Below are 25067 nucleotides of genomic sequence, written 5' to 3' on the forward strand. Positions count from 1 at the left end.
CGCCGAGGTCGCGTTGCCCCCGATCCTCGTCGTCGTGCCGCTTCCCCAGGTGGCGAGCGTCGTGCCAATCCCCGGGAGCCCCGGTGCCTACGACCTGTTGCTCGGCGGGGCGCTGGTGCTGGTAACCGGCGCGACGGCGGCCGCGGCCACCGCGGCCGTGCTGGTCGTTCGGACGGTCACGCTCTCGTTCGGCGCGCTCGCCGGCGGCCTCTGCGTCGCGTACCTGCGAGGGTGGCGACCCGTCGGCGAGGCGGACGCCTGATCGCCCCGTCGCGAGCCTCGAGCGGGGAACCCGAACGCCTATCCTGGGCCGGGTTCCACACCAGCGTGTGACCGAGACGATAGTCCGGGGGAGGACGGCGCCGTGAGGGTCGTCTGCCTCGCGGGGCCGAGCGACTCGGGAAAGACCACGCTCGTCGAGGAACTCGTCCCGCGGCTGGCCGAGACCGAACGGGTCGCGACCGTGAAGTCGATCCACCACGATATCGAGATCGACGCGCCGGGCGCGGACACCCACCGCCACCGCACCGCGGGCGCCGAGACGGTCGTCGGCGTCACGCCCGAGTTGACCTTCGGCATCACTACGCGGGGCAAGCGGGAGCCACCCCGCGAGCCCGACGCCGAGTTCTTCGGGGCGGCCGACGGCGAACTGCGGGCGCTCTCGCGGGTGCTCACCCGCCTCGAGCGCCGCGGCTACGACCTCGTCGTCGTCGAGGGCTTCGGCGAGGCGCCGCTGCCGACGATCCTCGTCGGGGACCGCGACCCCGACGCGGTCGGCGGCGAGGTCGTCGGCCGGGGACGTGACGACCTCCCAGACCTCGTCGAGACGGTGCTGGCGCTCGAGCCGCTCGGGGAGCGGTCGGCTGGCGGAAACTGACCCCGGAACCGTAACCGAGTTCGGTTATCTTCCCGCGGGGTAGGAATCGAAACGAGTTATAATGAGCCGCGGGGTAGGAATCGAAACGAGTTATAATGAGCCGCGGGGACCGACGAGGACGTATGCGCGGAGACGAGGGTCGGTCGACCGCGAGCCGGCGAGCGATGCTGGCCGCCGTCGGCGGGCTCGGGCTCGGAGCGGGCTGTCTCGGGAGCGACGGCGATCGGGTGCGGGTCCTCTCGGCGGGGAGCCTCTCGGTCGTCCTCGAGGACCACGTCGGCCCGGCCTTCGAGGCGGACACCGGGATCGCCTACGAGGGGGAGTACCGCGGCACGAACGTCGTCGTGCGGATGGTCGAGGAGGGATCGAAACGCCCCGACGTCGTCGTCGGCGCCGACGTCGGCCTGCTCCGGGATCGGCTCTACCCCGACCACGCCGACTGGGACGTCGCGTTCGCGGGCAACGAGGTCGGGATCGCCTACGCACCCGGAACCGACCTCGGGACCCGCCTCGAGGGCGGGGAGCCGTGGTACGAGGTCCTCGCTGACGCCGACGACGGCGAGCTGGCGATCAGCGATCCCGACCTGGACCCGCTGGGGTACCGGGCGGCCCACCTCTTCGAGCTGGCCGAGCGCGAGCACGGCCTCGAGGGGTTTCGCGACGCCGCGCTCGAGCGGGCCTATCGCGAGCCCAACGAGCCCCAGCTGCTGTCGGGGATCGAGGCCGGGAACCGGGCCTGCGCGGTCGCCTACCGAAACATGGCCGTCGACCACGACGTCCCCTTCCTCGAGCTGCCCGACGCCTACAACTTCGGGAACCCCGCGTATGCCGACCGGTACGCCCGGGCGAGCTACGTCACCGACGAGGGGTACGAGACGACTGGCTCGCCGGCGGTGTACAACGCGACGGTGCGACGCGGCGCCGACCGCGCCGAGGCCGGCCGGCGGTTTCTCTCCGCTCTGCTCGAGAACCCGGGGCTGCTCGAGGAGCGGGGGCTCCGCGTGGGGGAGTCGTTCCCCCGAACCCACGGCGAGGTGCCGGAGGGGATCGAGCAGTGAGCGCCGACGGCGCCGCCTCGAGTCGCGGGGAGGGGACCGGGGCCGATGACGGCGAACCGCCCGATTCGAGGCGGGCATCGGTCGGTCTCGGGCTCGACCGCCTCGCCGGCGGGCTGGGGCTCCCCGCCGTGGTCGGTGCGGTGTTGCTCGCGTACCTCGTCGTTCCGTTCGCGGCCTTCCTCGTGCGGATGCGGTCCGTGGACGTGCCGGCCGCGCTCGCCGAACCCGCGGTTCGGGAGGCGACCGCCGTCTCACTGGTGACCGCGCCGATCTCGACGGCGATCGCGACCGTCTTCGGCGTGCCGCTGGCGTACGTGCTCTCGAGGGGGTCGTTTCCGGGCAAGCGCCTCGTCGAGGCCGCCGTTCTCCTGCCGCTGGTGGTTCCGCCCGTCGTCGGGGGTGCGATGTTGCTGAGCCTCGTGGGCAGGTACACCCCGGTCGGCGCCGCTGCGGCCGCCGTCGGCGTCCCCTTGACCGACGGCTACGCGGGGATCGTCCTCGCCCAGACGTTCGTCGCCGCGCCGTTTCTCGTCGTGACCGCCCGCGCGGGGTTCGACGCCGTCGACCCGCGCCTCGAGGAGGCCGCGCGCACGCTGGGACGGACACCCCTCGAGAGCGCCCGGCTGGTCTCGCTCCCGCTGGCCCGGAACGCGATTGCCGCGGGGATCGTCCTCACCTTCGTCCGGGCGATCGGCGAGTTCGGCGCGACGATGATGGTCGCGTACAACCCGCGGACGATCCCGACCCAGATCTGGGTCGCCTACGTCTCCCGCGGGCTCGAGGCGGTGATCCCGATCGCGCTGGCGCTGCTCGCGATTACGCTGGTCGTCGTCGGGTTCGTCCAGTTCGTCGTCGGCTCCCCGGAGCGATACTGACGCCCGCTCGCTCGAGAACGGTACGTAATAGCGAAAGAACTGAGAGATTGAATTTCACGAACACGGGTGCTGATAACTTTGGAAGTGCGGTTATTGGATAGCCGGCTGTATCCGTGAGTATGACATCGATCGCGGACCTCGAGATTCCGGGCGAAGGAACCGGACTGGGCGAGCTGTTCGACGCCGTTCCGTCGCTCACCTGCGAAACCGAGCAGGTCATCGCCTCGAGCGGCCACGGACTGTGGCTGTCCGGTCCCTCCCGGGAGGAGATCGAAGCCGCGCTGTCGGACGCCGGCGCGGTCGAGGACTACGCGCTGATCAGCGACGACGAGGACCGCTGGCTGTACGACGTCGAGTTCGACCCGGAGACGGTCGACCCCTTCGAGCTCGTCCTCGAGGAGGACGGGACCGTTCTCAGCGCGTCGGCCGCCGGGGGCTCCTGGCTGCTGAGCGTCCGCGTCCGCGAGCGCGAGGGCGTCAGTTCGCTGTACGATCGCCTCGTCGACCACGACCTCACGCCGACGATCGTCCGGCTGTTCGACGTTGCCGACGAGAACCACTCCCAGTGTGGGCTCACCCAGCGCCAGTACGAGACGCTGGTTGCGGCGATCGACCACGGCTACTTCGAGATCCCCCGTGAGGTCTCGATGCAGGAACTCTCCGAGGAACTCGGCATCTCCCACCAGGCCCTCTCCGAGCGCCTGCGACGGGCCTACCGGGCGCTGGTCACCGCCGAGCTCAACGTCGCAGAGGAGGAAGCGACCGCTCCGCCGGTGCCGTCCGACTGACGCCCGCACCGCCTCGTCCGCTCGCGGTCCGTTTTCGTTGCGTCCGTCCCGCGACCGCGCGACTGGTCACACCGCGTACCATTATTAGCCGCCCGCCACATGTTCCCGTATGCACGTCGACAGCGACGACGGCGTCCTCGAGATCACGTTCGATCGACCGGACGTCCGCAACGCGATGGACTGGGCGGTCGCCGCGGAGCTGGCCGAGACGATCGACGGCGCCGATCCCGAAGAGCACCATGCGATCGTCATCTCCGGCGAGGGCGACGCGTTCAGCGCCGGCGGCGATATCGAGGCGATGGCTGACTCGCCCGGCTCGCCCCGAGAGTCCTACGAGGGGGTCGCCGAGACGTTCGGTCGGGTCGTCGAGGCGATGCTCTCCTCGCCCGTGCCGATCGTCGCGAAGGTACGCGGCGACGCCGTCGGCGCGGGACTGGCCCTCGTCGCGCTCGCCGATATCGCCTACGCCGCCGAGGGGGCCAGCTTCTCCTGTGCGTTCGTTCGGATCGGACTCATCCCCGACACCGGCGGCACGTTCGTGCTCCCCCGCATCGTCGGCCTGCGGGCGGCGAAGAAGCTCGCGTTCACCGGCGAGGTCTTCGACGCCGAGCGGGCGGCCGACCTCGAGCTGGTCAACGAGGCCGTTCCCGTCGAGAAGCTCGACGAACGGGTTCGAGAGACCGTCGAGTTGCTCGAACGCCGGCCGACCGACGTGATCGGCATGACCAAGCAGGCGCTCCACGAGAACATGGCCCGCCACTGGCGGGAGGCGCTGGACTACGAGAACGCGCTGCAGGTCCAGGCCAGAGGCTCCGAATCCCACGAAGAGGGCATCGCGGCCTTCCTCGAGGGACGCGAACCCGAGTTCAACCAGTAGTCCGCGATTCGGCCGTCTGAACGCTGGAGTCGCAAGCCAGCGCAAGCAACACCATTGTACCGCTGTTCGTCGTGTTTCAAATCGTAATGTCCCCAGAGTTTACCGACGACGACATCGGAAAGACCGTGATCAACGCCGACGGCGAGGAGGTCGGCCTCGTTGCCGACGTCGAGCACGGCACCGCGCACGTGGAACCGGACCCGGGAATCACGGACACGATCAAGGCAAAACTCGGCTGGGGGGGCACCGACGAGGACACCTACCCCCTTCAGGAGCCGGCGGTCGCCGAGGTAACCGGCGACGAGATCCACCTCGAGCGCGACCTCGAGTCCGGCTCGGGCGCGGCGGCCGGCGCCGGAACGACGGCGGGCGCCGAAGCGGCGACCGGCGCCACCGACACCGCCGATCGCGGCAGCGGCGGACTCGGCGACGACGACGACGAGTTCATCGGTGACGACAACGACGACGACCTCATCGGCGACAACAACGACGACGACCTCATCGGCGACGACAGCAACGATGATGATCTGATCGGCGACGACAACAACGACGACGATCTCATCGGCGACGACAACGACGACGACCTCATCGGTGACGACGACGATGACGACCTCATCGGTGACGACGACGATGACGACCTCATCGGCGACGACGACGACGATCGTCGACGCGGCGACACGCGATAGCGTTTCCGTTCCGCGCCCTCGCTCGAGCGGGGCCCCGACTCTCCTCGATCTATCGTCGCTCGGACGTACCGACCAGTACTACAGGGGACGCGACGAGCTCGAGACCGCTACCCCGGAGACGGCCGCTTCGCGGCTCGAGGCGGTACCGTCGCTGCCAATAGGAAGCCGACGTTCTCGCCGGCGCCTCGATGGGCGATCCGGCCGCTCGTTTCTACCGAAGCCGCGGCGTCGCTACCGTCTCCGGCGACGGCCGTTCGCACGCGACCGGTGCAATCGTGGCGTTCGGCGGTCTCAGTCGCCGTCGGGATCCCCGTGGGTGACGCCGTCGCGCTCGTCGGCCCGACGGCGCCGCAGCGCGGCCCGGGCGTTCGACGCCTCGTAGCCGAAGAAGACGTCCTTTCCGTACTCTTCGGCGACCTCGGTCGCGTGGATCAGGTTGTCGACGTCGACGTCGACGGCGTACAGTTCGATGCTAAAGGGCGTCTCGAGCGCGCTCTCGAACCCCTTCGCGATCGTCTCGAGCCAGTAGGTCGTCTCGTAAGCGGTGTCGTACAGCGGGACGACGAACTCGTCGACGTACTCCTCGAGGGCCTCGAGGTCGATCCCTGCCCGCTCGTAGAGGTGGCCGGGGTAGGGATCGGGGTACAGCGTCATGTAGACCCGCCCCGGAACGTGCTCGACGGCCTCCGCGACGAACTCGGTGATGACGCTGGCGCGCCACTCGAGGCGGTCATCGTACTCGCTCTCCTCGAAGTTTTGCTCACAGACCCCGCAGCGACAGTACTCCTCGCGGGGGAAACCGATGTCGTCCAGTCGGACGTCCCCGTTGGCCGCGGCGCAGTCGTCGATGATCTCGAGCAGTCCCTCGCGGTAGTCCTTGCGGGAGGGACAGACGTAGGCCCAGTCGAAGTACGTCCGATCCCGCGTGGCCGGCCGACCCAGATCGTCGACCGGGACCAGCGACGGATCCGCGTCGGCCGCGGCGTTGTCGCCGAAACAGGAGACCATGTTCACCGCGTCGGTGATCGGTTCGACGGACCTGCCGGTCACGTCTTTAACCTCGTAGAAGCCGCGATCGAACTCCTCCCACCGCACCTCCTCCTCGTTTCGGGTGACGACGCCGTACATACGAACGGTGTACGGCTACGGGGCCGTAAGCCGTTCGGATCGGTTACTCTTCGACGGGCTGGTACTCGTACTCGACGTCCGAGGCGCCCCCGAAGGCGACCTTCCAGACGACGGCGACGGCGAACGTGGCGAGCAGAATCTTGGCTGCGCGGGACATATCCACCCGGAGAGTCGAACGCCGATTACTTATCAATTGTGGCTTCTTTCTCCACCAGTGATCTTTCTGGGTCAGGTATCGATCAGCGACGCGATCCCCTCGCGGACGATCGTGTCGCAGTACTCGCAGCGAACGCCGTCGTCGAGGACCTCGAACCGGGAGTCGACCGGTTCGTCGCCCGCCGAGATACAGCCGTCGTTGGGACAGGAGAGGACGCCCTCGACGACGTCGGGGCGATCGACGCGGTGTTTCTCGACGACGTCGTACTCCCGGACGATGTTGATCGTCGCGTCGGGCGCGATCAGCGAGAGCACGTCGACCTCGTCCTGGCTCAGCTCCCGGTCTTCGACTTTGAGGATGTCCTTGCGGGCGAGCCGATCCGAGGGGACGTTCATCCCGACGGAGAGCTCCTCGCCCTCGCTGCCGTCGATGCCTAGGATCGCCAGCACGTTCAGCGCCTGACCGCCCGGGACGTGGTCGATGACGGTTCCGTTGCGGATCTTGCTGACCCGTAGCTCGTGGTCGTCGCGGTCGTCACTCATCGCGACCACCCCCGCCCTCACTCAACAGGAGATCCAGCAGCGCCATCCGAACCGGCACGCCGTTGTGCGCTTGCTCGAAGTAGGCCGCGTGATCGGTGTCGTCGACCTCGGGCGCGATCTCGTCGACCCGGGGCAGCGGGTGCATCACGGTCAGGTCGTCGGCCGCGTCCTCGAGCGTTTCCGCGTCGATCCGGTACTCGCCCGCGACCTTCCGGTACTCCGACTCGTCAGGGAACCGCTCGCGCTGGATCCGGGTCACGTAGAGGACGTCGAGGTCGGACAGGACCGCCTCGAGGGACTCGTGTTCGCGGATCCCCGTTCGGCCGCCCTGTTGCTGGTGGAGGTCGTAGACGACCTCCCGGGGAAGCTGCAGGCTCTCCGGGCTGACGAAGTGCTGGCGGGTGTCGAAGTTCGACAGCGCGTAGGCCAGCGAGTGGACGGTCCGGCCGTACTTCAGGTCGCCCATGATCCCTATCGTCAGGTCGTCGAGCCCGGCGTTCTCCCGGATCGTGTACAGATCGAGCAGGGTCTGGGTCGGGTGCTGGCCGGCGCCGTCGCCGGCGTTCAGTAGCGGCACGTCGACGAACTCGCTGGCCATCGTCGCGGCCCCCTCCCTGGGGTGGCGCAGGACGAGCGCGTCGGCATAGCCCTCGATGACCCGGACGGTATCGGCGAGGGTCTCGCCTTTCTTCACGCTCGAGGACTCGACGCTCCCCATGTCGACGACGTCCCCGCCCAGGCGTTTCATCGCGGTCTCGAAGCTCATTTTCGTTCGCGTGCTCGGTTCGAAAAAGAGCAACCCGAGTAGGGCCCCGGCGTGGCGATCCGCGACGGCCGACGGATCGGCGGCGATCTCGGCGGCCCGGTCGAGAACCGTCTCGATGTCCCCCCGCGAGAGGTGTTTGCTCGTGATCACGTGGTCGTGGCGCATCTCGTTGGAAACGGAGCCTGCGAACCCCTTGAATCTCCCTGTTCGCGGGGAGAAAAGCTATACCGTCGCTGTCACAACCTCGCCGACCGCATGGCCGATCGGCTCCGGACCGGGATCGACGCGCTGGATCGCAAACTCGAGGGCGGGCTGCCGGCGGGAGCGCTCGTCGCCTCCACCGCCGACCCCGCCAGCCAGTCGGAGCTGCTGCTCTACGAGCTGACCGCCGCCCGCGAGACGCGGTACCTCGCGACCGAGCGTCCGGCCCGGGCCGTTCGGGACGCCCTCGAGCGCTCGCCGACCGCGACCGGCGAGCCGCGGATCGACGCCCTCTCGTCCGACGCCCTCGAGGACGCCGCCGAGGTCGTCGCCGGGCTCTCCGAGGGGGAACTCCTGATCGTCGACCCGGTCGATCGACTCGAACGAGCCGACCCCGACGCTTACGTCGATTTCCTCGCCGCCCTCAAGCGGCGGTTGCTCGAGACCGGCGGCGCGGCCGTGCTCCACTGTCTGCGCGGCGACGCCCCGGCGAACCGGACCCGAACGCTTCACGCGGCGGACGCTGTCTTCGAGTTCCACACCGAACGCGCGGGCGGTCGCCTCGAGACGGCGCTTACAGTCCTGAAGTTCCGTGACGGCGGCCAGCCCACGGAGGCGATCACGCTCGAGCTCACGGCGGGCGTCGCGATCGACACGAGCCGCGACATCGCGTAGGGTCGTTGACCGCGTAATATATAAAAAAGAGAAATAAAATATTATTTTAAACTCACCTCGAGGGCATCAAACCTTTTTGGAAACGATCCTATACCATTTCAGCCCATCGGTAGAACCGAACACATGACCTCGATCGTCAACCTCGAGATTTCCGGCGAGGGGACTGGACTCGCGGAACTGGTCGACGCGGTTCCGTCGCTCACCTGCGAGGCCGAGACCGCCGTGGTCTCGAACGGGCGCGACCTGTGGCTCTCCGGCGCATCGAACGACGAGATCGAGGCCGGTCTGGCGGAGGCCTCGGCGGTCGAGGAGTACGCCCTGATCAACGGCTCCGACGGTGAGTGGCTGTACAACGTCGAGTTCGCCGACGAGACGATCGACGTCTTCGAGCTGGTGCTCGAGGAGGGGGGCACGATCCTCGACGCCTCGGCACCCGACGGCTCCTGGGTACTGAACATCCGTGTCCAGGAGCGCAACGACGCCAGCTCGATCTACGAGGCTCTGGAGGATCGCGAACTCAGCCCGACGATCATCCGGCTGTTCGATACGACCGACGAGAGTCACTCCCAGGCCGGGCTCACGGAGCGCCAGTACGACACGCTGGTCGCGGCCGTCGACCACGGCTACTTCGACATCCCGCGGGAAGTGTCGATGCAGGAGCTGGCCGAGGAGCTCGACATCTCCCACCAGGCACTCTCCGAGCGCCTGCGCCGGGCCTACCGGTCGCTCGTTACCTCCGAACTCGACGTGACGCCGGAGGAGGCGGAACCGGCACCCTCGCCGAGCCTCTCCGACTGATCGCCGCCGGATCGAGAGCCGACGTCCCCCTCGGTACTGACCGACGAACTGATACGATCGCCGCGCCTTCTTCCGACCGTCCGTGCTCTCCCTCGAGCTGGGAGGATCGCAGCCGTCCCGTCGCGGATGCGCCGTAGACTTCGGAGTCCGAAGGTACTTAGTTGACTGAACAGTTAGTCAGTGTATGAACGATCGGAGCGCGTCCAGTTCTGCCGGAGGGATCGGCGAGTGACGGTTCGGGAACACCTCGAGCGAACGTTTTCGGCCCGCGAGGAGGTCGACCTGACCGACGGCGGGATCGTCAAACCGCTGTTGTACCTCTCGCTGCCGCTTATCATCACGAACGTGTTGCAGACGGCGTACAACGTCGCCGACACGTTCTGGCTCGGGCGGTACGGAACGACCGAGGTCGCGGCGATCAGCTTCGCCTTCCCGATCATCTTCCTGTTGATCTCCTTTGCGATCGGGTTCTCGGTCGCGGGCAGCGTCCTCGTCGCCCAGTACGTCGGCGCGAACCGGGAGCGAGACGCCGAGTACGCGGCCTCCCAGACCGTCTCGTTTTCGATCCTCGGGGCGCTCGTTCTCGGCGTGTTCGGCTACACCGTCGTCGACGATGTGCTGGCGCTGTTCGCCGCCGAGCCCGAGGTGACCGCGGCCGCGGCGAACTACATGCGCATCTACGCGCTGGGGCTGGTCTTCGTCTTCGGCTTTTTGATGTTCATGTCGCTCATGCGGGGGTACGGGGACACCGTGACGCCGATGCTGATCATGTTCGTCTCCGTGGCGATCAACGTCGTCCTCGATCCGCTGCTCATCTTCGGGGTCGGCCCGCTCCCCGAGCTCGGCATCGCCGGGGCGGCCTACGCGACGATCATCGCCCGCGGGCTCACGCTCGCGGTCGGCCTCTGGCTCATGCTCCGCGGGTACCGGGGCGTTCGGATCCGACTCCGGGAGCTGGTTCCCGACCCGACCTACGGGCTGAAACTCGTCCGCATCGGGCTGCCGGCGTCGTTCGAGGGCGCCAGCCGGGCCCTCTCGATGTCGCTGTTGCTGTTCGTCGTCGCGCTGTTTGCGACCCCGGTCGTCGCGGCCTACGGGATCGGGACGCGGATCCTCTCGGTGATCGTGCTACCGGCGATGGCGCTGTCCCAGGGCGTCGAGACGATGACCGGTCAGAACGTCGGCGCCGGGAAACCGGATCGCGCGGCGAAGGCGAACCACCTCGCCGCGGCGACGCTGTTCGTGTTCCTGACCGCCACGGGGGTGCTCTCGACGCTGGCCGCCGAACCGATCGTCGCGCTGTTTACCAACGATCCGGCCGTCGTCGACGCCGGCGCGACGTTCCTCGACTACGTGGCGCCCACGTTCGGACTCTTCGGCGCGATGTACATCTACATCGGCGGCTACCGGGGCGCCGGGATGACGGGGACGGCCGCGGGGCTCGTCCTGCTCGCGTTCATGGGCGTCCAGATCCCCGTCGCGTGGGTAGCCGCGAACGCGTTCGGACCGACGGGCGTCTGGCTGTCCTTCGCCGCGGCCCACCTGGTCGGCGCCGTCGGCGCCGCCCTCTGGTTCCGTCGCGGCACCTGGCGTGACGGCGACCTCACCGCGGACGCGGGGGCCGCGTCCGCGTTCGAAAGCAGTGCGCCGACCGACGACTGACGGACGGCTCGGCTCCGAACGAAACGCCGTGAGAACGCGGGACGGCACGCTACCGGACGGCGGTCAAGAAAAACGAAACGGTCGATCCGTTACTCTTCGGCGCCTTCGAGCTCCTCGACGATCTCGTCGGCGTCGACGTCGGCCTCCTCGAGGGCCTCCTCGATGTCGGCCTCGTCGCCGCCCATACCGCCCATGCCGCCCATCATGCCGGGCATACCCATGCCGCCCATGCCGTCGATGACCTCCTGGACGATGACGCGGTCGACGCCCAGCTTGTCGATGACGTCCTGACCGATCTGCTGTTTGCCCATCATCCACTGCTGGTTCATCGTCATCTGGGGCGTGGCCTCGAGGTACAGCGTCTCCTTCTCGACGACCTCGGTCTCGAACTCGGGCTCGCTGTCCTCCTCGTCGTCCTCGTCGGACTCGACGGGAACCTCCTCTTCGACCTCGTCGGTCTCGATCCAGAGGTCGGGCTCCATCCCGAGGTACATCTCGAACAGGCCGGCGGCCTGCTGTTCGACGTCGTCGACCTCCTCGACGACCTCGTACTCGTACTCGACGTCCTCGCCGGCCAGCGGGTGGTTGAAGTCGACGCGGGCGCGGCCGCCGACGATCGTACTGATGTAGCCCTGCTGTCCGTCGACCTGGACGTTCGCGCCGGGGTAGCGGTCGTCCTCGTCGATCTTCTCGGCGCTGACGGTCTGGACGTCGTCGGGGTCGTACTCGCCGAAGGCGTCCTCGGCGGGGATCGTCACGGTGCCGGCGTCGCCGACCTCGCCCCCGATGACCGCGTCCTCGACCTCGTCGAAGATGTGGCCCTCGCCGAGGACGATCGTCCGCGGCTTGAACTCCTCGGCCTGGTCGGCGACGCCTTCCTCCTCGGCGACGTCGGGGTCGGTCGTGTCGACCAGCTGGTCGTCTTCGACGGTGTACGCGGTGTACGCGAGCTTTACGAAATCGCCCGCCTGAAGCCCCTCGGCCTCGGCGGCGTCGTCTCCGTTCTCGACGTCATCGGCCTGCTCATCGAGCTCGGCCTCCTGTTCCTCGGTCATACGTTGTACGTCCGCCCGTCTACATTTAAGTACGACGTTTTCTCCCGAGAGCGACCGATACTTACGGCCCGTCCCCGTTCCCCGACGCATGTACGAGGTCGAGGTCAAGGTCCCCGCCGATCTCGAGGCCGTCCGCGCTCGACTGGACGAACTCGAGGCGACGCCGACGGGTGCCGTCGTCCAGGAGGACACCTACTACGACGCCCCACACCGCTCGTTTCCGGAGACCGACGAGGCGTTGCGCATCCGCACGGAGCGCGCCGAAACGGGGTCGGACGAGGTCCGGCTCACCTACAAGGGACCGCTCGTCGACGACGCCTCGAAGACCCGCGAGGAGATCGAGACGGCCGTCGCGAGCGGCGAAAAGATCGATACCGTCCTGACGAAGCTGGGCTTCGAGCCCGCGGCGACGGTCCGCAAAGAGCGCGAGCGGTTCGAACTCGAGAAGTATACGATCACGCTCGATTCGGTCGAGGGCGTCGGCGAGTACGTCGAGATCGAGACGAACGTCGACGACGAGGCCGACCTCGAGTCCGCACGCGAGGGCGCCTACGACGTCCTCGAGCGCCTCGGCCACGATCCCGACGAGCAGGTCCGGACGTCGTACCTCGGCCTGCTGCTGGCGGACGACGCCTGAGCGGGGATTACCGCGGGGTATTTTCTGCCGAGATTTGTTTCCGGAAGTTATAGAACCTCGAGCCGACTATCCCCGCCAATGAGCGAACGGAACATCCGGATCGAACCGATCGACCGCCGGGCTGTCGAGGACCAGGAGGTCGAGATCGTCGAGCGAAAGGGGATCGGGCACCCCGACTCGATTTGCGACGGCGTCGCCGAGAGCGTCGCCGGCGCGCTCGCGCGCGAGTACATCGACCGCGTCGGCGAGGTACTGCACTTCAACACCGACGAGACCCAGCTGGTCGCCGGCGAGGCCGCGCCCGCCTTCGGCGGCGGCGAGGTCGTCGACCCCATCTACCTGCTGATCGTCGGCCGCGCGACAAAGCGCTACGAGGGCCAAATGATTCCGACCGAGACGATCGCGCTGCGGGCGGCCCGCGAGTACCTCGAGGAGACGATCCCGCAACTCGAGTACGGCGAGGACATCGTCGTCGACGTCAAACTCGGCGAGGGCAGCGGCGACCTTCAGGAAGTGTTCGGCGAGGACGACGAGCTCGACGGCGCAGTGGGCGTCCCGATGGCCAACGACACCAGCTTCGGCGTCGGCCACGCACCGCTGACGGAGACCGAGCGGATCGTCCTCGAGGCCGAGCGCCGACTGAACGGCGAGTACGCCAGCACCCACCCCGAGCTCGGCCCCGACGTGAAGATCATGGGCAAACGCGAGGGAGAGAAGATCGACGTCACCGTCGCGGCGGCGATGATCGACGAGTACGTCGCCGACATCGACGAGTACGCCGACGCGGTCGAGTCGGTGCGGGACTTCGTCGCCGAGGTCGCCCACGAGCACACCAACCGCGAGGTCGACGTCCACGTCAACACCGCCGACGACTACGAGGAGGGCTCGATCTACCTCACCGTCACCGGCACCTCCGCCGAGCAGGGCGACGACGGCTCCGTCGGTCGGGGCAACCGCGCGAACGGGCTCATCACGCCGAACCGATCGATGTCGATGGAAGCGACCAGCGGGAAGAACCCGGTCAACCACATCGGCAAGATCTACAACCTGCTCTCGACGTCGATCGCCGAGTCGGTCGTCGACGACGTCGACGGCATCCGCGACCTGCGGGTGCGGCTGCTCTCCCAGATCGGCCGCCCGATCGACCAGCCCCACGTCGCCGACGTCCACGTCGTCACCGACGAGGGGGTCTCCCTCGAGGACGTCCAGACCGAGGTCGAGGTCATCGTCGACCGAGAGCTCGCCAACGTCACCGAGATCACCCGACAGGTGATCGACGGCGAACTCACCACGTTCTGACGCCGCGTCGCGTTTCTCGCCGCGTTTCGGTTCGAACGAGGGCCGGTACCGGCACGGACTCCGGGCTTCGGAATAGTCAAGAACCGGTCCAGCATATCGAGTTACGGATCGAAACACAGGCATGTCCGAACCGTCCCCGAACTCGAGCGAACCGCTCGACGTCTCTCCCCGATCCGTCGTCCTCGCTATCGTGGCGAGCACCTTCTTCGTCGGCTTCGGCGGGGGCGTCATCTTCCCGATCCTGCCGAACCTCGGGGAGGTTCTGGGTATCTCGGCGTTCATGGTGGGAGCGATCCTCGCGGCCAACCGCTGGACCCGACTGGTCGCGAACGCACCGGCGGGCGTGCTCGTCGATCGGATCGGCACGCGAACGCCGTTCATCGCGGGGCTGGCGATCGAGGGCGTCGCGACGTTCGGCTACGTCGTCGCCCTGCTGGCCGCCCACCCGTCGCTGTGGTTTCTCCCGGACGTGCCCGAGGCCTGGTTCCTGGTCGCTCGAGTCCTGTGGGGCGTCGGCAGCGCGCTCGTGTTCGCGACGGCCTACACGATCACGGCCGACGTCAGCGACTCCGGCTCCCGGGGAACGAGCATGGGGATCGTCCGTGCCGGCATCACGTTCGGCTTCCCCGCGGGACTCGTGCTGGGCGGCGTCGTCAGCGAGAGCTACGGCAACGCCGAGGCGTTCGTCCTCGCGGCCGCCTTCGCCGGACTGGCGAGCGTCATCGCCTACTTCGTGGTCCCCGAAACCCACGTCGAGGAGACGGACACCTCGGTCACGCCCTGGGATCTCGAGTTGACCGTCCCCGCGCTCACCGTCGGGCTGGTCAACTTCGGGCTCTACTTCGCGTACGTCGGTATCCTGTTCTCGACGCTCGTGCTCTACCTGCAGGTCGAGGCGCTGACGATCTCGACGACGGCGTTCGGCTACGCCCTCGAGTACGGCGCCCAGGGGACGTCGGGGATGCTGATGGCGGTGACCGTCCTCGCGGGGGCCGTCTTTACGATCTCCGGCGGCGCGTTGAGCGATTCCGTCGGCGCCCGCGTTCCGGTGCTCGTGGTCTTTCTCACCACGTCCTGCGTCGGGTTCGTCGTGCTCACGCTCGCGCCGTCGTTCCGGTACGTCGTCCTCGCGTGCGTGCTGATCGGCGCCGGGCAGGGCGGCGTCGGCGGCCCGCTGACGGCGCTGTTGGCGGATCTCACGGAGGAGGATCGGATGGGACGGGCGATGGGGACGAACAACGTCCTCGGCGACGTCGGCGGCGGACTCGGGCCGATGATCGCGGTGCCGTTCGCCGAGACGATCGGGTTCGAGGTGATGTACGCGGCGAGCGCCGCCGTCCCGCTGCTGGCCGGCGTGGTCCTCGTGGTCGGCGTCTACAGCCACACCGGGAGCCTGAGCCCGACCGTCGAGGAGTCGGCGGCCTGACCTCTCGTCCCGTTCCCGATCCCTCGCGGTATCGCCGCGAGGGCAACGATTTTCACGCGAGCGATACTGCCCCCACCATGGACCTTCACGACGCGCTCAGCGGGATCACCTGTCCGACCGTCACGCCGTTCGACGACGGCGAGATCGACGAGGACGCGCTCGTCGACCTGCTCGCACACCTCCGCGAGGGCGGGATCGATAGCGTCTTCGCCTGTGGCACCTCCGGCGAGTTTCCCAGCCTCGGCCCCGAGGAGCGCCGCCGCACGATCGAGCTGACCGTCGACCACGCGGACGGCCCGGTGGTCGCCTGCTCGGGTGCGACCAGCGTCGACGAGGCCGTCACACACGTCGGCAACGCCGCGGACGCCGGCGCCGACGCGGCCGCGCTGGTCCCGCCCTACTTCACCCCCGCGAACGCCCCCGAAGGGAACGAACGGTTCTTCGAGCGAGTCGCCGAGGAAACGTCCCTGCCGATCGTCCTCTACAACATCCCCCCGTACACGGGCGGACGGATCGAGCCCGAGACCGTCGCCGCGCTCGCCGAGCGCGAGGCGTTCGTCGGAATCAAGGACTCGAGCGGCGACCTCTCGTACTTCCAGTCGCTGGTCCGCGAGACCCCCGAGGAGTTCCTGTGTCTGATGGGCTACGACTCGCTGCTCGTGCCGTCGATCCGGCTGGGCGGCGACGGCGGGATCAACGCGCTGTCGAACGTGATCCCCGAGACGTTCCGCGAGACAGTCGACGCGGCCGAAACCGACCGCGGGCAGGAGCTGCAGTCGGAAGCGATCGCACCGCTGTTCGAGACCTGCGCGAGCCACGGGTTCGCCCAGGCGACGAAAACCGGACTGGTCCTCCGCGACGTGGTCCCCTCCGACGAGGTCCGCCCGCCGCTGGTCGCGACCGACGACGAGGCGACCGCGGAGATCGAGAACGCGCTCGAGCGCACGCTCTCGAGCGCCGAGCGCTGACGTCCGCCCCTCGTAATCCCCTTATACCCGCGCCCGGCTACGGTCCGGTATGCACCCGCCGGGAGCCGACACCGTCCTCGTCCGCCACGGGGACGTAAACACCAAGAGCAACACCGTCAAGCGGTACATGGAGGGGCTCCTCGCGGAGAATCTCGAGGCCCTGCTGGCGGACCGGTCGGTTCCCGGCGAGGTCGAGCGCCGCTGGAGCCGACCGCTGATCCACACGACCGAGGCGGCGGTCGAAGACGCAACGACGGCCGCGGCCGACACCTTCGGGGTCGTCTCCGCGAGCCCATGTCTGACCACGAGCACCGAGAAGGAACGGATCCTCGAGGCCCTCGCGGAGACGGCGCGGGCCCGCTACGACGGCGGCAGCTTCGCCGTCGACGCTCGGCGGGCGGACAAGGACCTGCCCTACGACAGCGACGACCTCGCCCGCGAGGGTGGGTCCGCGATCTGGGAGGCCGTCGCCGACGAGTTCGAGCCCGAAGTCGACCTCGACGACCCCGACCTCACCTTCGGCGTCGAGGTCCGCGAGGACGTCGCATTCGTCTACCTCGAGAAGCGGGACGGCCCGGGCGGGCTGCCGCTTGGCGCCCAGGAGCCGGTGATCGCGATGATAAGCGGCGGGATCGACTCGCCCGTGGCGGCCTACGAGATCATGAAACGCGGCAGCCCGATCGTCCCGGTGTACGTCGATCTGGGCCCGTTCGGCGGGATCGACCACGAGGCCCGCGCGATGGAGACCGTTCGCGTGCTCTCGCGGTACGCGCCGAACTTCGACACGCAGGTCTACGAGATTCCCGGTGGGGAGACGCTGTCCGTCCTTGTCGAGGAGATGGAGGAGGGGCGGATGCTCTCGATGCGGCGATTTTTCTACCGTGCCGCGGAGGTGCTGGCCGAGCGCGTCGACGCCCACGGGATCGTCACGGGCGAGGCGGTCGGCCAGAAGTCGAGCCAGACGATGCAAAACCTCGCGATCACGAGCCGCGCCACCGAGTTGCCGATCCACCGCCCGCTGCTGACCCGCGACAAGGCCGAGATCGTCGCCCGGGCCCGCGAGATCGGCACGTTCACCGAGTCGACGATCGACGCCGGCTGCAACCGCGTCGCGCCCGATCGAGCCGAGACCAACGCCCGCCTCGAGCCCCTGCTGGCGGCCGAGCCCGACGATCTGTTCGAGCGCGCCGAGGAGGCCGCACGGAACGCCGAACTCGTCGAACCCTGACCGTTCGGGCCGCCCTCGTCGCCTCCCCGCCAGCCGTGAGGACGAACTTTCGTACAAACGGAGACGATACCGGGACGAAAATCGAACTTGTGCTACTATTCGTCGAACAGTCGGCCGATCGGACGGTTTGGCGGAACAGTTTTGTCGCTTCACGCCGGCGATACCCCATGGTCGTCTGGTCAACCGTCGAGGCACTGGTAGCGGTCGTCGCCGCGGTCGACGAAACCGTCGTTCACGCGCTTCATTCCGCCGGGGCGCTCGCCCACACCGCTCGCCGGCGAGCGCTATCGATTCTCCTCGAGCGCGAGCCCCTCGGTCGCGAGCGACTCGCCGCGTTGCTGGCCGCGGACGAGACGGTTCCCCACGACGACGCCGAGCGGATCGAACTCACGCTCCACCACGAGCACCTGCCCCGGCTCGAGGCGGAGCTGTTCGTCGAGTACGACCACCGCAGCGGCGACATCGTCCTCTGGAAGGAACCCGACGCCGTCAGGGAGTCCCTCGAGTCCGTCTGACGGTCGGGAGACGAAACGCCCATTATCGCGATCCGCCAACTCCCCGGCAGTGACCCGCGTCTGTCTCGTCGGCGACCCCGAGGTGAACCTCCGGTACGAGCTCCTGTCCCGGGAGACCTCCCGCGAGGCGCTCGCGACCTACGACCTCGAGCGCCCCTTCGAGAACTCGCTGGCGGTTCGAACCGTCAGCGTCGGCGCGGCGGTCTCGCTGCTGAACGATCTGGACTGGTATCTCACCCGGTTCGTCGACGAGGCCCTGGTTCAGGAGCCCTCGGTCAGCGGGACGGAGTGGCTCTCGCGGTCGCTGGCCGACGAGTTACGAAACGGCGCCCTCGAGGCCGGCGACACCGGGGAGTTCTGCAAGATCTACGGCCTCGAGCGACCCGACCCGGACGAGGACGGCGACGGAACCGACGGCGAGGACGAACCGGTCGCGACCGACGGGTCGCGGGCGAGACCGCGGCTCGTCGAGCCGCTGTACGTCCGCCGAACCGACGGCGAACTCTCGGAGTACGACCTCCGGGACGTCCCGGACACGCTCGTCGTCCGGCTCACCGAAGCCGAGTACTCGCCGTAGCCGACGCGTCGCGGGCTAGGTGTCCGCGCCGAGATCGAACTCGTGGCTCGCGCCGTCGTGGTCGACGACCGTCGCGGTCCCCTCTTCGATCGGTTCGCCACCGTCCGAAGCCCGGACGAGCAGGCCGGCCGTCGCCTCCTGCTGTGCGCAGGCGGCGGCGCCGTCGTCGACGACCGCCTCGAGCGCGATCCCGTCCTCGAGTTCGATCGATTCGACCCGAAGTTCGTAACACAGGTTCGGCGCGCGGGCCTCGACGGCGATCAGGGACGCGTCGTCGAACGCGGTGTTCTCGAGGAACGCGACCGCGTCGTCGCCGACGTCCCGGTCCGCGAGCCAGCCGGCGGCGGCCTCGCGGTCGACGAGCAGCGTCGCGTTCGGCTCCGATCGCGGCTCCGACGTGGTAAACGTCGTTTCGTCCACCGCGTCCGCAGCGTCGCCGCCACCGCTTCCGTCGTCGTCCCCCTCGTCACCACCGCTTTCGTCGTCCCGCTCGTCGTCGCCGTTCGCGTCCGTCCCGCCGTCGCCGTGTTCTCCCGATCTGTCGTCGAGATCGGCCCCGAGACAGCCGGCGAGCAACGCGACCGCTCCCGTCGCCGCGCTCAATACCGTCCGCCTGGATCGGCGTTCCATGCTCGTTCCGATGACGGCCCGTACAAAGAACGTTCTCCACGGTCGAAACGCGACCGTCGTCTCAGTCGAAAAGGCCCGTCGAGAGGTAGCGCTCCCCGCTGTCCCAGAAGACGGTGACGACGAGGGGGCAGTCCTCGGAGGCGCCGCCGTCGGTCTCGGGGGTCGCCTGGGGCTGGCAGTCGAAGACGTCCGGAACCTCCGGACAGTCGGCCTCGGGTTCGGCGATCTCGTCGGCGATCAGGTTCGCGACGAGGCTCGTCGCGCCGCTGGACTGGCCGACGAGGATCCCCTCCTCGCGGGCGAGGCGACGGCACTCGTCCTCGGCGTCCTCGAGGCGGACCGTCTCGACGCGGTCGATCAGGTCGACGTCGAGGTTGTCGCTGACGAACCCCGGCCCCATCCCCTGAAAGTCGTCGTTACCGGACTCGCCCGTCGACAGGACGGCGTTCTCGGCCGGCTCGACGGCGACGATGTCCATCTCGGGGAACTCCTCGCGGAGCCGTCGACCCGTTCCCGAGAGGGTGCCGCCGGTGCCGACGCCGGCGACGAAGGCGTCGATCTCGCGGTCGCCGACCTGTTCGAGGATCTCCTCGCCGGTGGTCCGGTAGTGGGCCTGCGGGTTGGCGGGGTTCTCGAACTGGCCGAGCTGGACGGCCCCCTGGGCCTCGAGCTCGTCGGCGCGCTCGCGGGCTTCCTCCATCTCGCCGTCGACGAGCTCGAGTTCGGCGCCGTAGGCGGCCATGATCCGGCGTCGCTCCTCCGATTTCGAGGCCGGCATCACGATGGTGAGGTCGTACCCTCGGGCGGCCGCGACCAGCGCGAGGCCGATCCCGGTGTTGCCGCTGGTCGGCTCGACGAGCCAGTCGCCGGGCTCGATCTGTCCCTCCTGCTCGGCGGTTCGGATCATCTCGAGGGCCGGCCGATCCTTGGCCGACCCGCCGGGGTTGAAGGATTCGACCTTGGCGGCGACGGTCGCTCCATCCGGCGAGTCGACCTGGACGAGCGGCGAGCCGATCGTGTCCAGGATGCTTCCCTTCATTGCGAGCGCGTAGGAAGCGGAGACGTAAACCCGTACTGGCCCTCGCAGGACGTGCCGGGTCGGCGATCGAGAGCGACCGAACGGACCCGACGGCGCGTCTACGGCCGTGGCGCCGACCGCGACCCGTCGTCGGCGCCCGCGATCCGCTCCTCGGCGTAGGCCTCGGCCGCCTCGAGGACGGTCGTCCCCTCCTCGTCGGCGCGCTCGATCATCCCGCGCAGCCGTCCCTCGATCGCCTCGGCCTCCGCGTAAGCCTCCTCGTAGGTCCCCCCGAAGTGGTCCTTGGCGACGGTGATCAGCCCGCCGGCGTTGATCACGTAGTCGGGGGCGTACAGGATTCCGCGCTCGCGGAGCGCCTCGGCGTGGCGGCGTTCGGCCAGCACGTTGTTCGCGGCGCCTGCGACGATATCGCACTCCAGTTGGGGGATCGTCTCGTCGTCGAGAATCCCGCCGATCGCACAGGGCGCGAAGACGTCGCAGGACCGTTCGTACACCGCGTCGGGCTCGACCGCCTCGGCGCCGTGTTCGGCTGCAAACGCCTCGAGGGCCTCCCGGTCGACGTCCGAGACCGTCACCGCGGCGCCGGTCTCGAGCAACTCCTCGGCCAGCGACCGCCCAACCTTCCCCAGTCCCTGGACGACGACCTCGAGGCCCTCGAGGTCGTCGTCGCCGTAGACGTGGTCGACGCAGGCACGGATCCCGCAGAACACCCCGTGGGCGGTCACCCCCGACGGGTTCTCCAGCCCGTCGCTCGCGCCGACGACGTGGTCGGTCTCCCGGGCGACGACGTCCATCTCCGCGGCGCTCGAGTTGATGTCGACCGACGTGATGTAGCGCCCGCCCAGGCGGTCGACCGCGCGGCCGTAGGCCTCGAGGGTCGCCTCGGTCCTGACCTCGTCGGGGTCCCCGAGGATCACCGCCTTCCCGCCCCCCAGCGGGAGGTCCGCGGCGGCCGCCTTGTACGTCATCGCCTCCGAGAGGCGCAGGACGTCCTCGAGGGCCGCGTCCTCGGATTCGTAGTCGAGGATTCGCGTCCCGCCCAGTGAGGGCCCAAGCGTCGTGTCGTGGATCGCGACGATCGCTCGCAGCCCCGTTTCCGGATCCGTGAAGTACGATACCTGTTCGTGGCCGGCGTCGCCGATCGCGTCGAATACCATGCGTAATAATGGTTTTGTTTCCCGTAAAAATACCACCGGTCCGCTCGGCGAAGCGCGGCCGTTAAGCCGCCGGGGCTGAAATTCGTGGGTATGAGTCTCGAGACCATGCGACCGAACCCGACGTGGGACGCCGCCTCCTATGAAGACGCCGTCGACACCCTCGCGACCCACCGCGACGAACTGACCTACCGGGTCTGGGGCGGCGACTGGTGCAAGGACTGCCGCGCCCTGTTGCCCGACTTCGGCGCGGCGCTCGAGGCGGCCGAGATACCCGACGAGCGAATCGAGGAGATCGGCCTCGACGAGAACAAGGAGGGGCCGAAGGTCGACGCCTACGACGTCGAGTACATCCCGACGATCGTCGTCGAGGACGACGACGGCGAGGAGATCACCCGATTCGTCGAGGAAGAGGCCGTTCCGCCGGCCGTCTGGATCGCTCGGGAGCTCGAGTCCGAACTCGAGACTGAAACGGCCTGAATCGTTAGAACGGTACGTCGTCGTCCAGTTCTCCGCTCGTCTCCGACTCCGCGAGCCACTCGATCGCCTCGTCGACGTCGTGGGTCGGGGGCGAACAGGTCCGATTTCTGCAGACGTACAGCGTCGGCTCGCCGTCGCGAGCCTCGCGGCCGGCCCAGATCGCCGGCGCCGCCTCGAGCCCCAGCTCGTCGAGCCAGCCCTCGAGTCCGTCCTCGGTCGGCGGTCGCGGCGCGAACAGCCGATCGGGCAGGTACCGCGAGCCGAATCGCTCGCGCCACGCCGCGGGCACCTCCTCGGCCGCGACGGTCACCTCGAGGGGGCCCGCCTCGAGGCGGTCGGCGGCGAGACACAGCGTGGCGTGCTCGAGCGCGTTCGACTCGAGGCGGCCCGCGTGGGTCCGCAGGACCGACGTTGCGATCGCCTCGAAGCCGTCGTCCTCGCCCGCAACGTCCTCGAGTGCGAGCAGCGTCTCGACGGCGACGCCCGTCGCCGAGGGCGTCGACTGGTCGTTGAGCTCCTGGGGTCGCGTCACGAGGGACTCGCCGCTCTCGGGCGTGAAGTACAGCGTCCCGCGCTCGGCGTCGTAGAACTCGGCCTCGATCGCGCGGGCCAGCTCGAGGGCGAACGCGAGGTGGTCGACCTCGCCGGTGGCCTCGTAGCAGCCAAGCGCCCCCCGGGCGAGGAAGGCGTAGTCCTCGAGGTAGCCCTGCACGGCGACGTCTCCATCTTTGTACCGTCTCGAGAGCCGCCCCGCCTCCGCGTCCCAGAGCCGATCGCGGACGAACTCGAGGGCGTCGACCGCCATCCCCGCGTGGTGGTCCTCGCCCAGCGCGAGCGCGGCCTCCGCACACGTCGCGATCATCAGGCCGTTCCAGCCCGCCAGCACCTTCTCGTCGCGGTTGGGTCGGGGGCGTTCCTCGCGGGCCTCGAACAGCTTCTCGCGTGCGCTCTCGAGACGCTGCTGGACCTCGCGCTCCTCGAGGTCGAATCGGTCGGCCAGTTCGGAAATCGAGGCCGCGAGGTTGGGCTGGCTCTGCCCCTCGAAGTTGCCCGACTCGGTGATATCGTAGCGGGCACAGAAGAGGTCGGCGTCGGTCTCCGCTCCGAGGACATCCCGTACTTCCGCGGGCGTCCAGACGTAGAAGGCGCCCTCCTCGCGTTCGCCGGTTTCTGAGTCCTCGCTCTGGGCGTCCAGCGTGCTGAAAAATCCCCCCTCAGCGTGGGTCAGCTCCCGCGAGACGAACTCGAGGGTCTCCCGAACGTAATCGGCGTAGCGCTCGTCGCCCGTGAGCCGGTAGCCCGCCAGCAGGGCGCGGGGGATCTCGGCGTTGTCGTACAGCATCTTCTCGAAGTGAGGCACCGTCCAGTCGGCGTCGACGCAGTATCGGTGGAAGCCCCCGCCGACGTGGTCGTAGAGGCCGCCCTCGAGCATCGCGGTGAGCGAGCCCTCGAGGACCTCGCGGAACTCGTCGTTCCCGGTGCGGTCGAACGCCCGGGCGAGGACCCGCAGCCGGGCGGGCTGGGGGAACTTCGGCCCGCCGGAGCCGAAGCCGCCGTTCTGCCGATCGGCGCTGCGGAGGGCGGCGTCGGCCGCCCGCTCGAGGACCTCGCTCGAGGGCGGCTCCGCGGCGCCGATCGAGTCGGGCGTCTCCTCGAGGCGATCCCGCGCGGCCGCGGTCCACTCCTCGGCCCGGTTCTCGATCTCCTCGCGGTCGGTCTCCCAGGAGTCGGCCAGCCCCTCGAGCAGGTCCAGAAAGCCCGGCTGGCCCCGCTTCGAGCGCTTCGGGAAGTAGGTGCCGACGTAGAACGGCTTCCCCTCGGGCGTGAGCCAGACCGACAGGGGCCACCCGCCCCCGCCGCTGACCAGCTGGCAGACGGCCATGTAGATGCTGTCGACGTCGGGTCGCTCCTCGCGGTCGACCTTGATCGAGACGAACTCCTCGTTGAGGAGTTCGGCTACCTCCTCGTCGGCGAAGCTCTCGTCTGCCATGACGTGACACCAGTGACACGCCGAGTAGCCGATCGAGAGGAAGATCGGTTTGTCCTGTTCGCGCGCGGCCTCGAGGGCCCGTTCGTCCCAGGGCTGCCAGTTGACGGGGTTGTCCGCGTGCTGGCGCAGGTAGGGACTTTCCTCCTCGTCGAGCCGGTTGCGGTCGGTCGGCCGGGTCATACCCCCGGGTACGGGCGTCGGTTGTAAAAGCTCGCGGGACGAGAACCGTCATCGCACACCGCTCGTGAATCGCACCCGCCGGTACGGATGGAAGTGGCCGAAAAATACGACGAAGGGGCGTCTCGGGACGGTCCGCCGTCGTCGCGAGACGGCGTCGAACGGATCGGCGATCGAAGCGTCAGTTGCCGCTACCGTTGCCGCCGTTACCGCCGCCGTTACCACCGTTGCCGCCGTTGCCGCCGTTACCACCGTTGCCGCCGTTGCCGCCGTTACCACCGTTGCCGCCGTTGGCAGACGCGCCGGGGGTGGCCTCGACGAGGTTCAGCTCGGCGTTGCGGAAGGATCCGTCGGCGCCCATCGTTTCGGTATCTCCGGCGCTGAGGTCGACGTCTTCGGTCATCAGGTAGCCAAGCGTCGGGGCGGAGCCGCCCGTGTCGTAGCTGATGAGGTAGATGTCCCAGTCGTCCGGCGTGTCGAACTCGTCGGTCAGACCGGCGGTCTCGAACACGTCGTCTTTCGTCCCCTGATCCAACTGGGAGGCGACCTCGAACTCGACGTCCGGGAGGTAGTCGTCTCCGAACACGACCACTTCACCGTCACCGCCGTCATCTTCCTGGGCGGCACCGGTACTTGCGGTCGCACCCGCGCCGAGGGCAACCGCGGTCGTCGCAAGTGCGCCTTTTTTCATGAACGAACGTCTCGAATCGTCGAACAGTCCGCGATCATCTTCTGTCATGTCTCTCACTGGTGTTCCCCCTCTTCGGGGTAGACTGTTCTTGACTCAATTCTGGCATAAGTG

26 protein-coding genes and 1 pseudogene are annotated in these 25067 nt (G+C 68.5%); 18 read left to right on the top strand and 9 right to left on the bottom strand.

From position 1 onward, the window contains the following. The 7 genes and pseudogenes from GWG54_RS14615 to GWG54_RS14645 form a co-directional block, all read left to right on the top strand. A pseudogene (locus GWG54_RS14615) lies at positions 1–262 on the top strand (UPF0104 family protein); the annotation flags it as partial. Positions 263–364: 102 nt separating this feature from the next. Beyond that, a complete protein-coding gene (mobB, locus tag GWG54_RS14620) occupies positions 365–877 on the top strand; it encodes a molybdopterin-guanine dinucleotide biosynthesis protein B (protein ID WP_167938473.1) in 513 nt (170 codons plus the stop codon). 122 nt (positions 878–999) lie between these two features. Further along, positions 1000–1935, top strand: coding sequence for an extracellular solute-binding protein (locus GWG54_RS14625; RefSeq protein WP_167938474.1), 936 nt, complete (start codon positions 1000–1002; stop codon positions 1933–1935). Then, positions 1932–2810 carry an ABC transporter permease gene (locus tag GWG54_RS14630; protein WP_167938475.1) on the top strand — a complete coding sequence of 293 codons (879 nt, stop codon included), beginning with the start codon at positions 1932–1934 and terminating at the stop codon, positions 2808–2810. The genes GWG54_RS14625 and GWG54_RS14630 overlap by 4 nt, the downstream gene beginning before the upstream one ends. Before the next feature lie 119 nt (positions 2811–2929). Further along, positions 2930–3598, top strand: a complete 669-nt coding sequence (locus GWG54_RS14635) for a helix-turn-helix domain-containing protein (RefSeq protein ID WP_167938476.1) — start codon at positions 2930–2932, stop codon at positions 3596–3598. 109 nt (positions 3599–3707) lie between these two features. Next, positions 3708–4475 (top strand): enoyl-CoA hydratase/isomerase family protein, encoded by a 768-nt coding sequence (locus GWG54_RS14640; protein WP_167938477.1) that lies wholly within the window; start codon positions 3708–3710, stop codon positions 4473–4475. Between the two features lie 86 nt (positions 4476–4561). Then, complete coding sequence (locus GWG54_RS14645) at positions 4562–5161, top strand: PRC-barrel domain containing protein (protein WP_167938478.1); 600 nt, start codon at positions 4562–4564, stop codon at positions 5159–5161. A 291-nt stretch (positions 5162–5452) separates the two neighbouring features. Here the strand turns inward: GWG54_RS14645 and GWG54_RS14650 are convergent, their stop codons facing one another. The 3 genes from GWG54_RS14650 to pyrB all read right to left on the bottom strand — a co-directional run bounded on the left by GWG54_RS14650 (position 5453) and on the right by pyrB (position 7919). Further along, the gene (locus GWG54_RS14650) at positions 5453–6289 is read right to left on the bottom strand and encodes a hypothetical protein (protein ID WP_167938479.1); all 837 of its coding nucleotides are present in this window, start codon (positions 6287–6289) and stop codon (positions 5453–5455) included. A gap of 228 nt (positions 6290–6517) precedes the next feature. Continuing rightward, positions 6518–6988: an aspartate carbamoyltransferase regulatory subunit gene (gene pyrI, locus GWG54_RS14655; RefSeq protein WP_167938480.1), complete on the bottom strand. Its 471-nt coding sequence runs from the start codon at positions 6986–6988 to the stop codon at positions 6518–6520. Next, on the bottom strand, positions 6981–7919 hold the full coding sequence (gene pyrB, locus GWG54_RS14660; RefSeq protein ID WP_167938481.1) for an aspartate carbamoyltransferase: 939 nt from the start codon (positions 7917–7919) through the stop codon (positions 6981–6983). Before pyrB ends, pyrI begins: the two co-directional genes overlap by 8 nt. A gap of 90 nt (positions 7920–8009) precedes the next feature. Between pyrB and GWG54_RS14665 the strand changes: the two genes are divergently transcribed. From GWG54_RS14665 to GWG54_RS14675, 3 genes are all read left to right on the top strand, one after another. Then, the gene (locus GWG54_RS14665; RefSeq protein ID WP_167938482.1) at positions 8010–8630 is read left to right on the top strand and encodes a transcriptional regulator; all 621 of its coding nucleotides are present in this window, start codon (positions 8010–8012) and stop codon (positions 8628–8630) included. 123 nt (positions 8631–8753) lie between these two features. Next, a complete protein-coding gene (locus GWG54_RS14670) occupies positions 8754–9428 on the top strand; it encodes a helix-turn-helix domain-containing protein (RefSeq protein WP_167938483.1) in 675 nt (224 codons plus the stop codon). A 228-nt stretch (positions 9429–9656) separates the two neighbouring features. Beyond that, positions 9657–11090 carry an MATE family efflux transporter gene (locus tag GWG54_RS14675; protein ID WP_167938484.1) on the top strand — a complete coding sequence of 478 codons (1434 nt, stop codon included), beginning with the start codon at positions 9657–9659 and terminating at the stop codon, positions 11088–11090. Positions 11091–11179: 89 nt separating this feature from the next. On the opposite strand, the gene GWG54_RS14680 is transcribed toward GWG54_RS14675, so the two are convergent. Then, positions 11180–12145, bottom strand: a complete 966-nt coding sequence (locus GWG54_RS14680) for a peptidylprolyl isomerase (RefSeq protein WP_167938485.1) — start codon at positions 12143–12145, stop codon at positions 11180–11182. Between the two features lie 88 nt (positions 12146–12233). Between GWG54_RS14680 and cyaB the strand changes: the two genes are divergently transcribed. The 7 genes from cyaB (at position 12234) to GWG54_RS14715 (ending at position 18795) form a co-directional block, all read left to right on the top strand. Continuing rightward, a complete protein-coding gene (gene cyaB, locus GWG54_RS14685) occupies positions 12234–12782 on the top strand; it encodes a class IV adenylate cyclase (RefSeq protein ID WP_167938486.1) in 549 nt (182 codons plus the stop codon). Between the two features lie 78 nt (positions 12783–12860). After that, entirely contained in the window at positions 12861–14081 is a 1221-nt protein-coding gene (locus GWG54_RS14690; RefSeq protein WP_167938487.1) for a methionine adenosyltransferase, read from the top strand. A gap of 121 nt (positions 14082–14202) precedes the next feature. Further along, positions 14203–15507 (top strand): MFS transporter, encoded by a 1305-nt coding sequence (locus GWG54_RS14695; RefSeq protein ID WP_167938488.1) that lies wholly within the window; start codon positions 14203–14205, stop codon positions 15505–15507. A gap of 77 nt (positions 15508–15584) precedes the next feature. Further along, a complete protein-coding gene (locus tag GWG54_RS14700) occupies positions 15585–16475 on the top strand; it encodes a dihydrodipicolinate synthase family protein (protein WP_167938489.1) in 891 nt (296 codons plus the stop codon). Between the two features lie 49 nt (positions 16476–16524). Then, a complete protein-coding gene (locus GWG54_RS14705) occupies positions 16525–17703 on the top strand; it encodes a tRNA sulfurtransferase (protein WP_167938490.1) in 1179 nt (392 codons plus the stop codon). 167 nt (positions 17704–17870) lie between these two features. Further along, a complete protein-coding gene (locus GWG54_RS14710; RefSeq protein ID WP_167938491.1) occupies positions 17871–18218 on the top strand; it encodes a hypothetical protein in 348 nt (115 codons plus the stop codon). A gap of 49 nt (positions 18219–18267) precedes the next feature. Then, positions 18268–18795 (top strand): DUF5804 family protein, encoded by a 528-nt coding sequence (locus GWG54_RS14715; RefSeq protein ID WP_167938492.1) that lies wholly within the window; start codon positions 18268–18270, stop codon positions 18793–18795. Positions 18796–18810: 15 nt separating this feature from the next. On the opposite strand, the gene GWG54_RS14720 is transcribed toward GWG54_RS14715, so the two are convergent. The 3 genes from GWG54_RS14720 to GWG54_RS14730 form a co-directional block, all read right to left on the bottom strand. Further along, a complete protein-coding gene (locus tag GWG54_RS14720) occupies positions 18811–19425 on the bottom strand; it encodes a hypothetical protein (protein ID WP_167938493.1) in 615 nt (204 codons plus the stop codon). 61 nt (positions 19426–19486) lie between these two features. Beyond that, positions 19487–20464 carry a PLP-dependent cysteine synthase family protein gene (locus GWG54_RS14725; protein WP_167938494.1) on the bottom strand — a complete coding sequence of 326 codons (978 nt, stop codon included), beginning with the start codon at positions 20462–20464 and terminating at the stop codon, positions 19487–19489. Between the two features lie 98 nt (positions 20465–20562). After that, complete coding sequence (locus GWG54_RS14730; protein ID WP_167938495.1) at positions 20563–21621, bottom strand: Glu/Leu/Phe/Val dehydrogenase dimerization domain-containing protein; 1059 nt, start codon at positions 21619–21621, stop codon at positions 20563–20565. Positions 21622–21711: 90 nt separating this feature from the next. Between GWG54_RS14730 and GWG54_RS14735 the strand changes: the two genes are divergently transcribed. Then, the gene (locus GWG54_RS14735; protein ID WP_167938496.1) at positions 21712–22098 is read left to right on the top strand and encodes a thioredoxin family protein; all 387 of its coding nucleotides are present in this window, start codon (positions 21712–21714) and stop codon (positions 22096–22098) included. A 4-nt stretch (positions 22099–22102) separates the two neighbouring features. Here GWG54_RS14735 and GWG54_RS14740 read toward each other — a convergent pair whose 3' ends face one another. Both GWG54_RS14740 and GWG54_RS14745 read right to left on the bottom strand, forming a co-directional pair. After that, positions 22103–24268, bottom strand: coding sequence for a thioredoxin domain-containing protein (locus tag GWG54_RS14740; protein WP_167938497.1), 2166 nt, complete (start codon positions 24266–24268; stop codon positions 22103–22105). Between the two features lie 178 nt (positions 24269–24446). Beyond that, the gene (locus GWG54_RS14745) at positions 24447–25004 is read right to left on the bottom strand and encodes a calcium-binding protein (RefSeq protein ID WP_209438463.1); all 558 of its coding nucleotides are present in this window, start codon (positions 25002–25004) and stop codon (positions 24447–24449) included. Between the last annotated feature and the right edge of the window lie 63 nt (positions 25005–25067).

Origin of the sequence: Natronococcus sp. JC468, assembly GCF_012163165.1 — an archaeon.
Lineage (GTDB): Archaea > Halobacteriota > Halobacteria > Halobacteriales > Natrialbaceae > Natronococcus > Natronococcus jeotgali.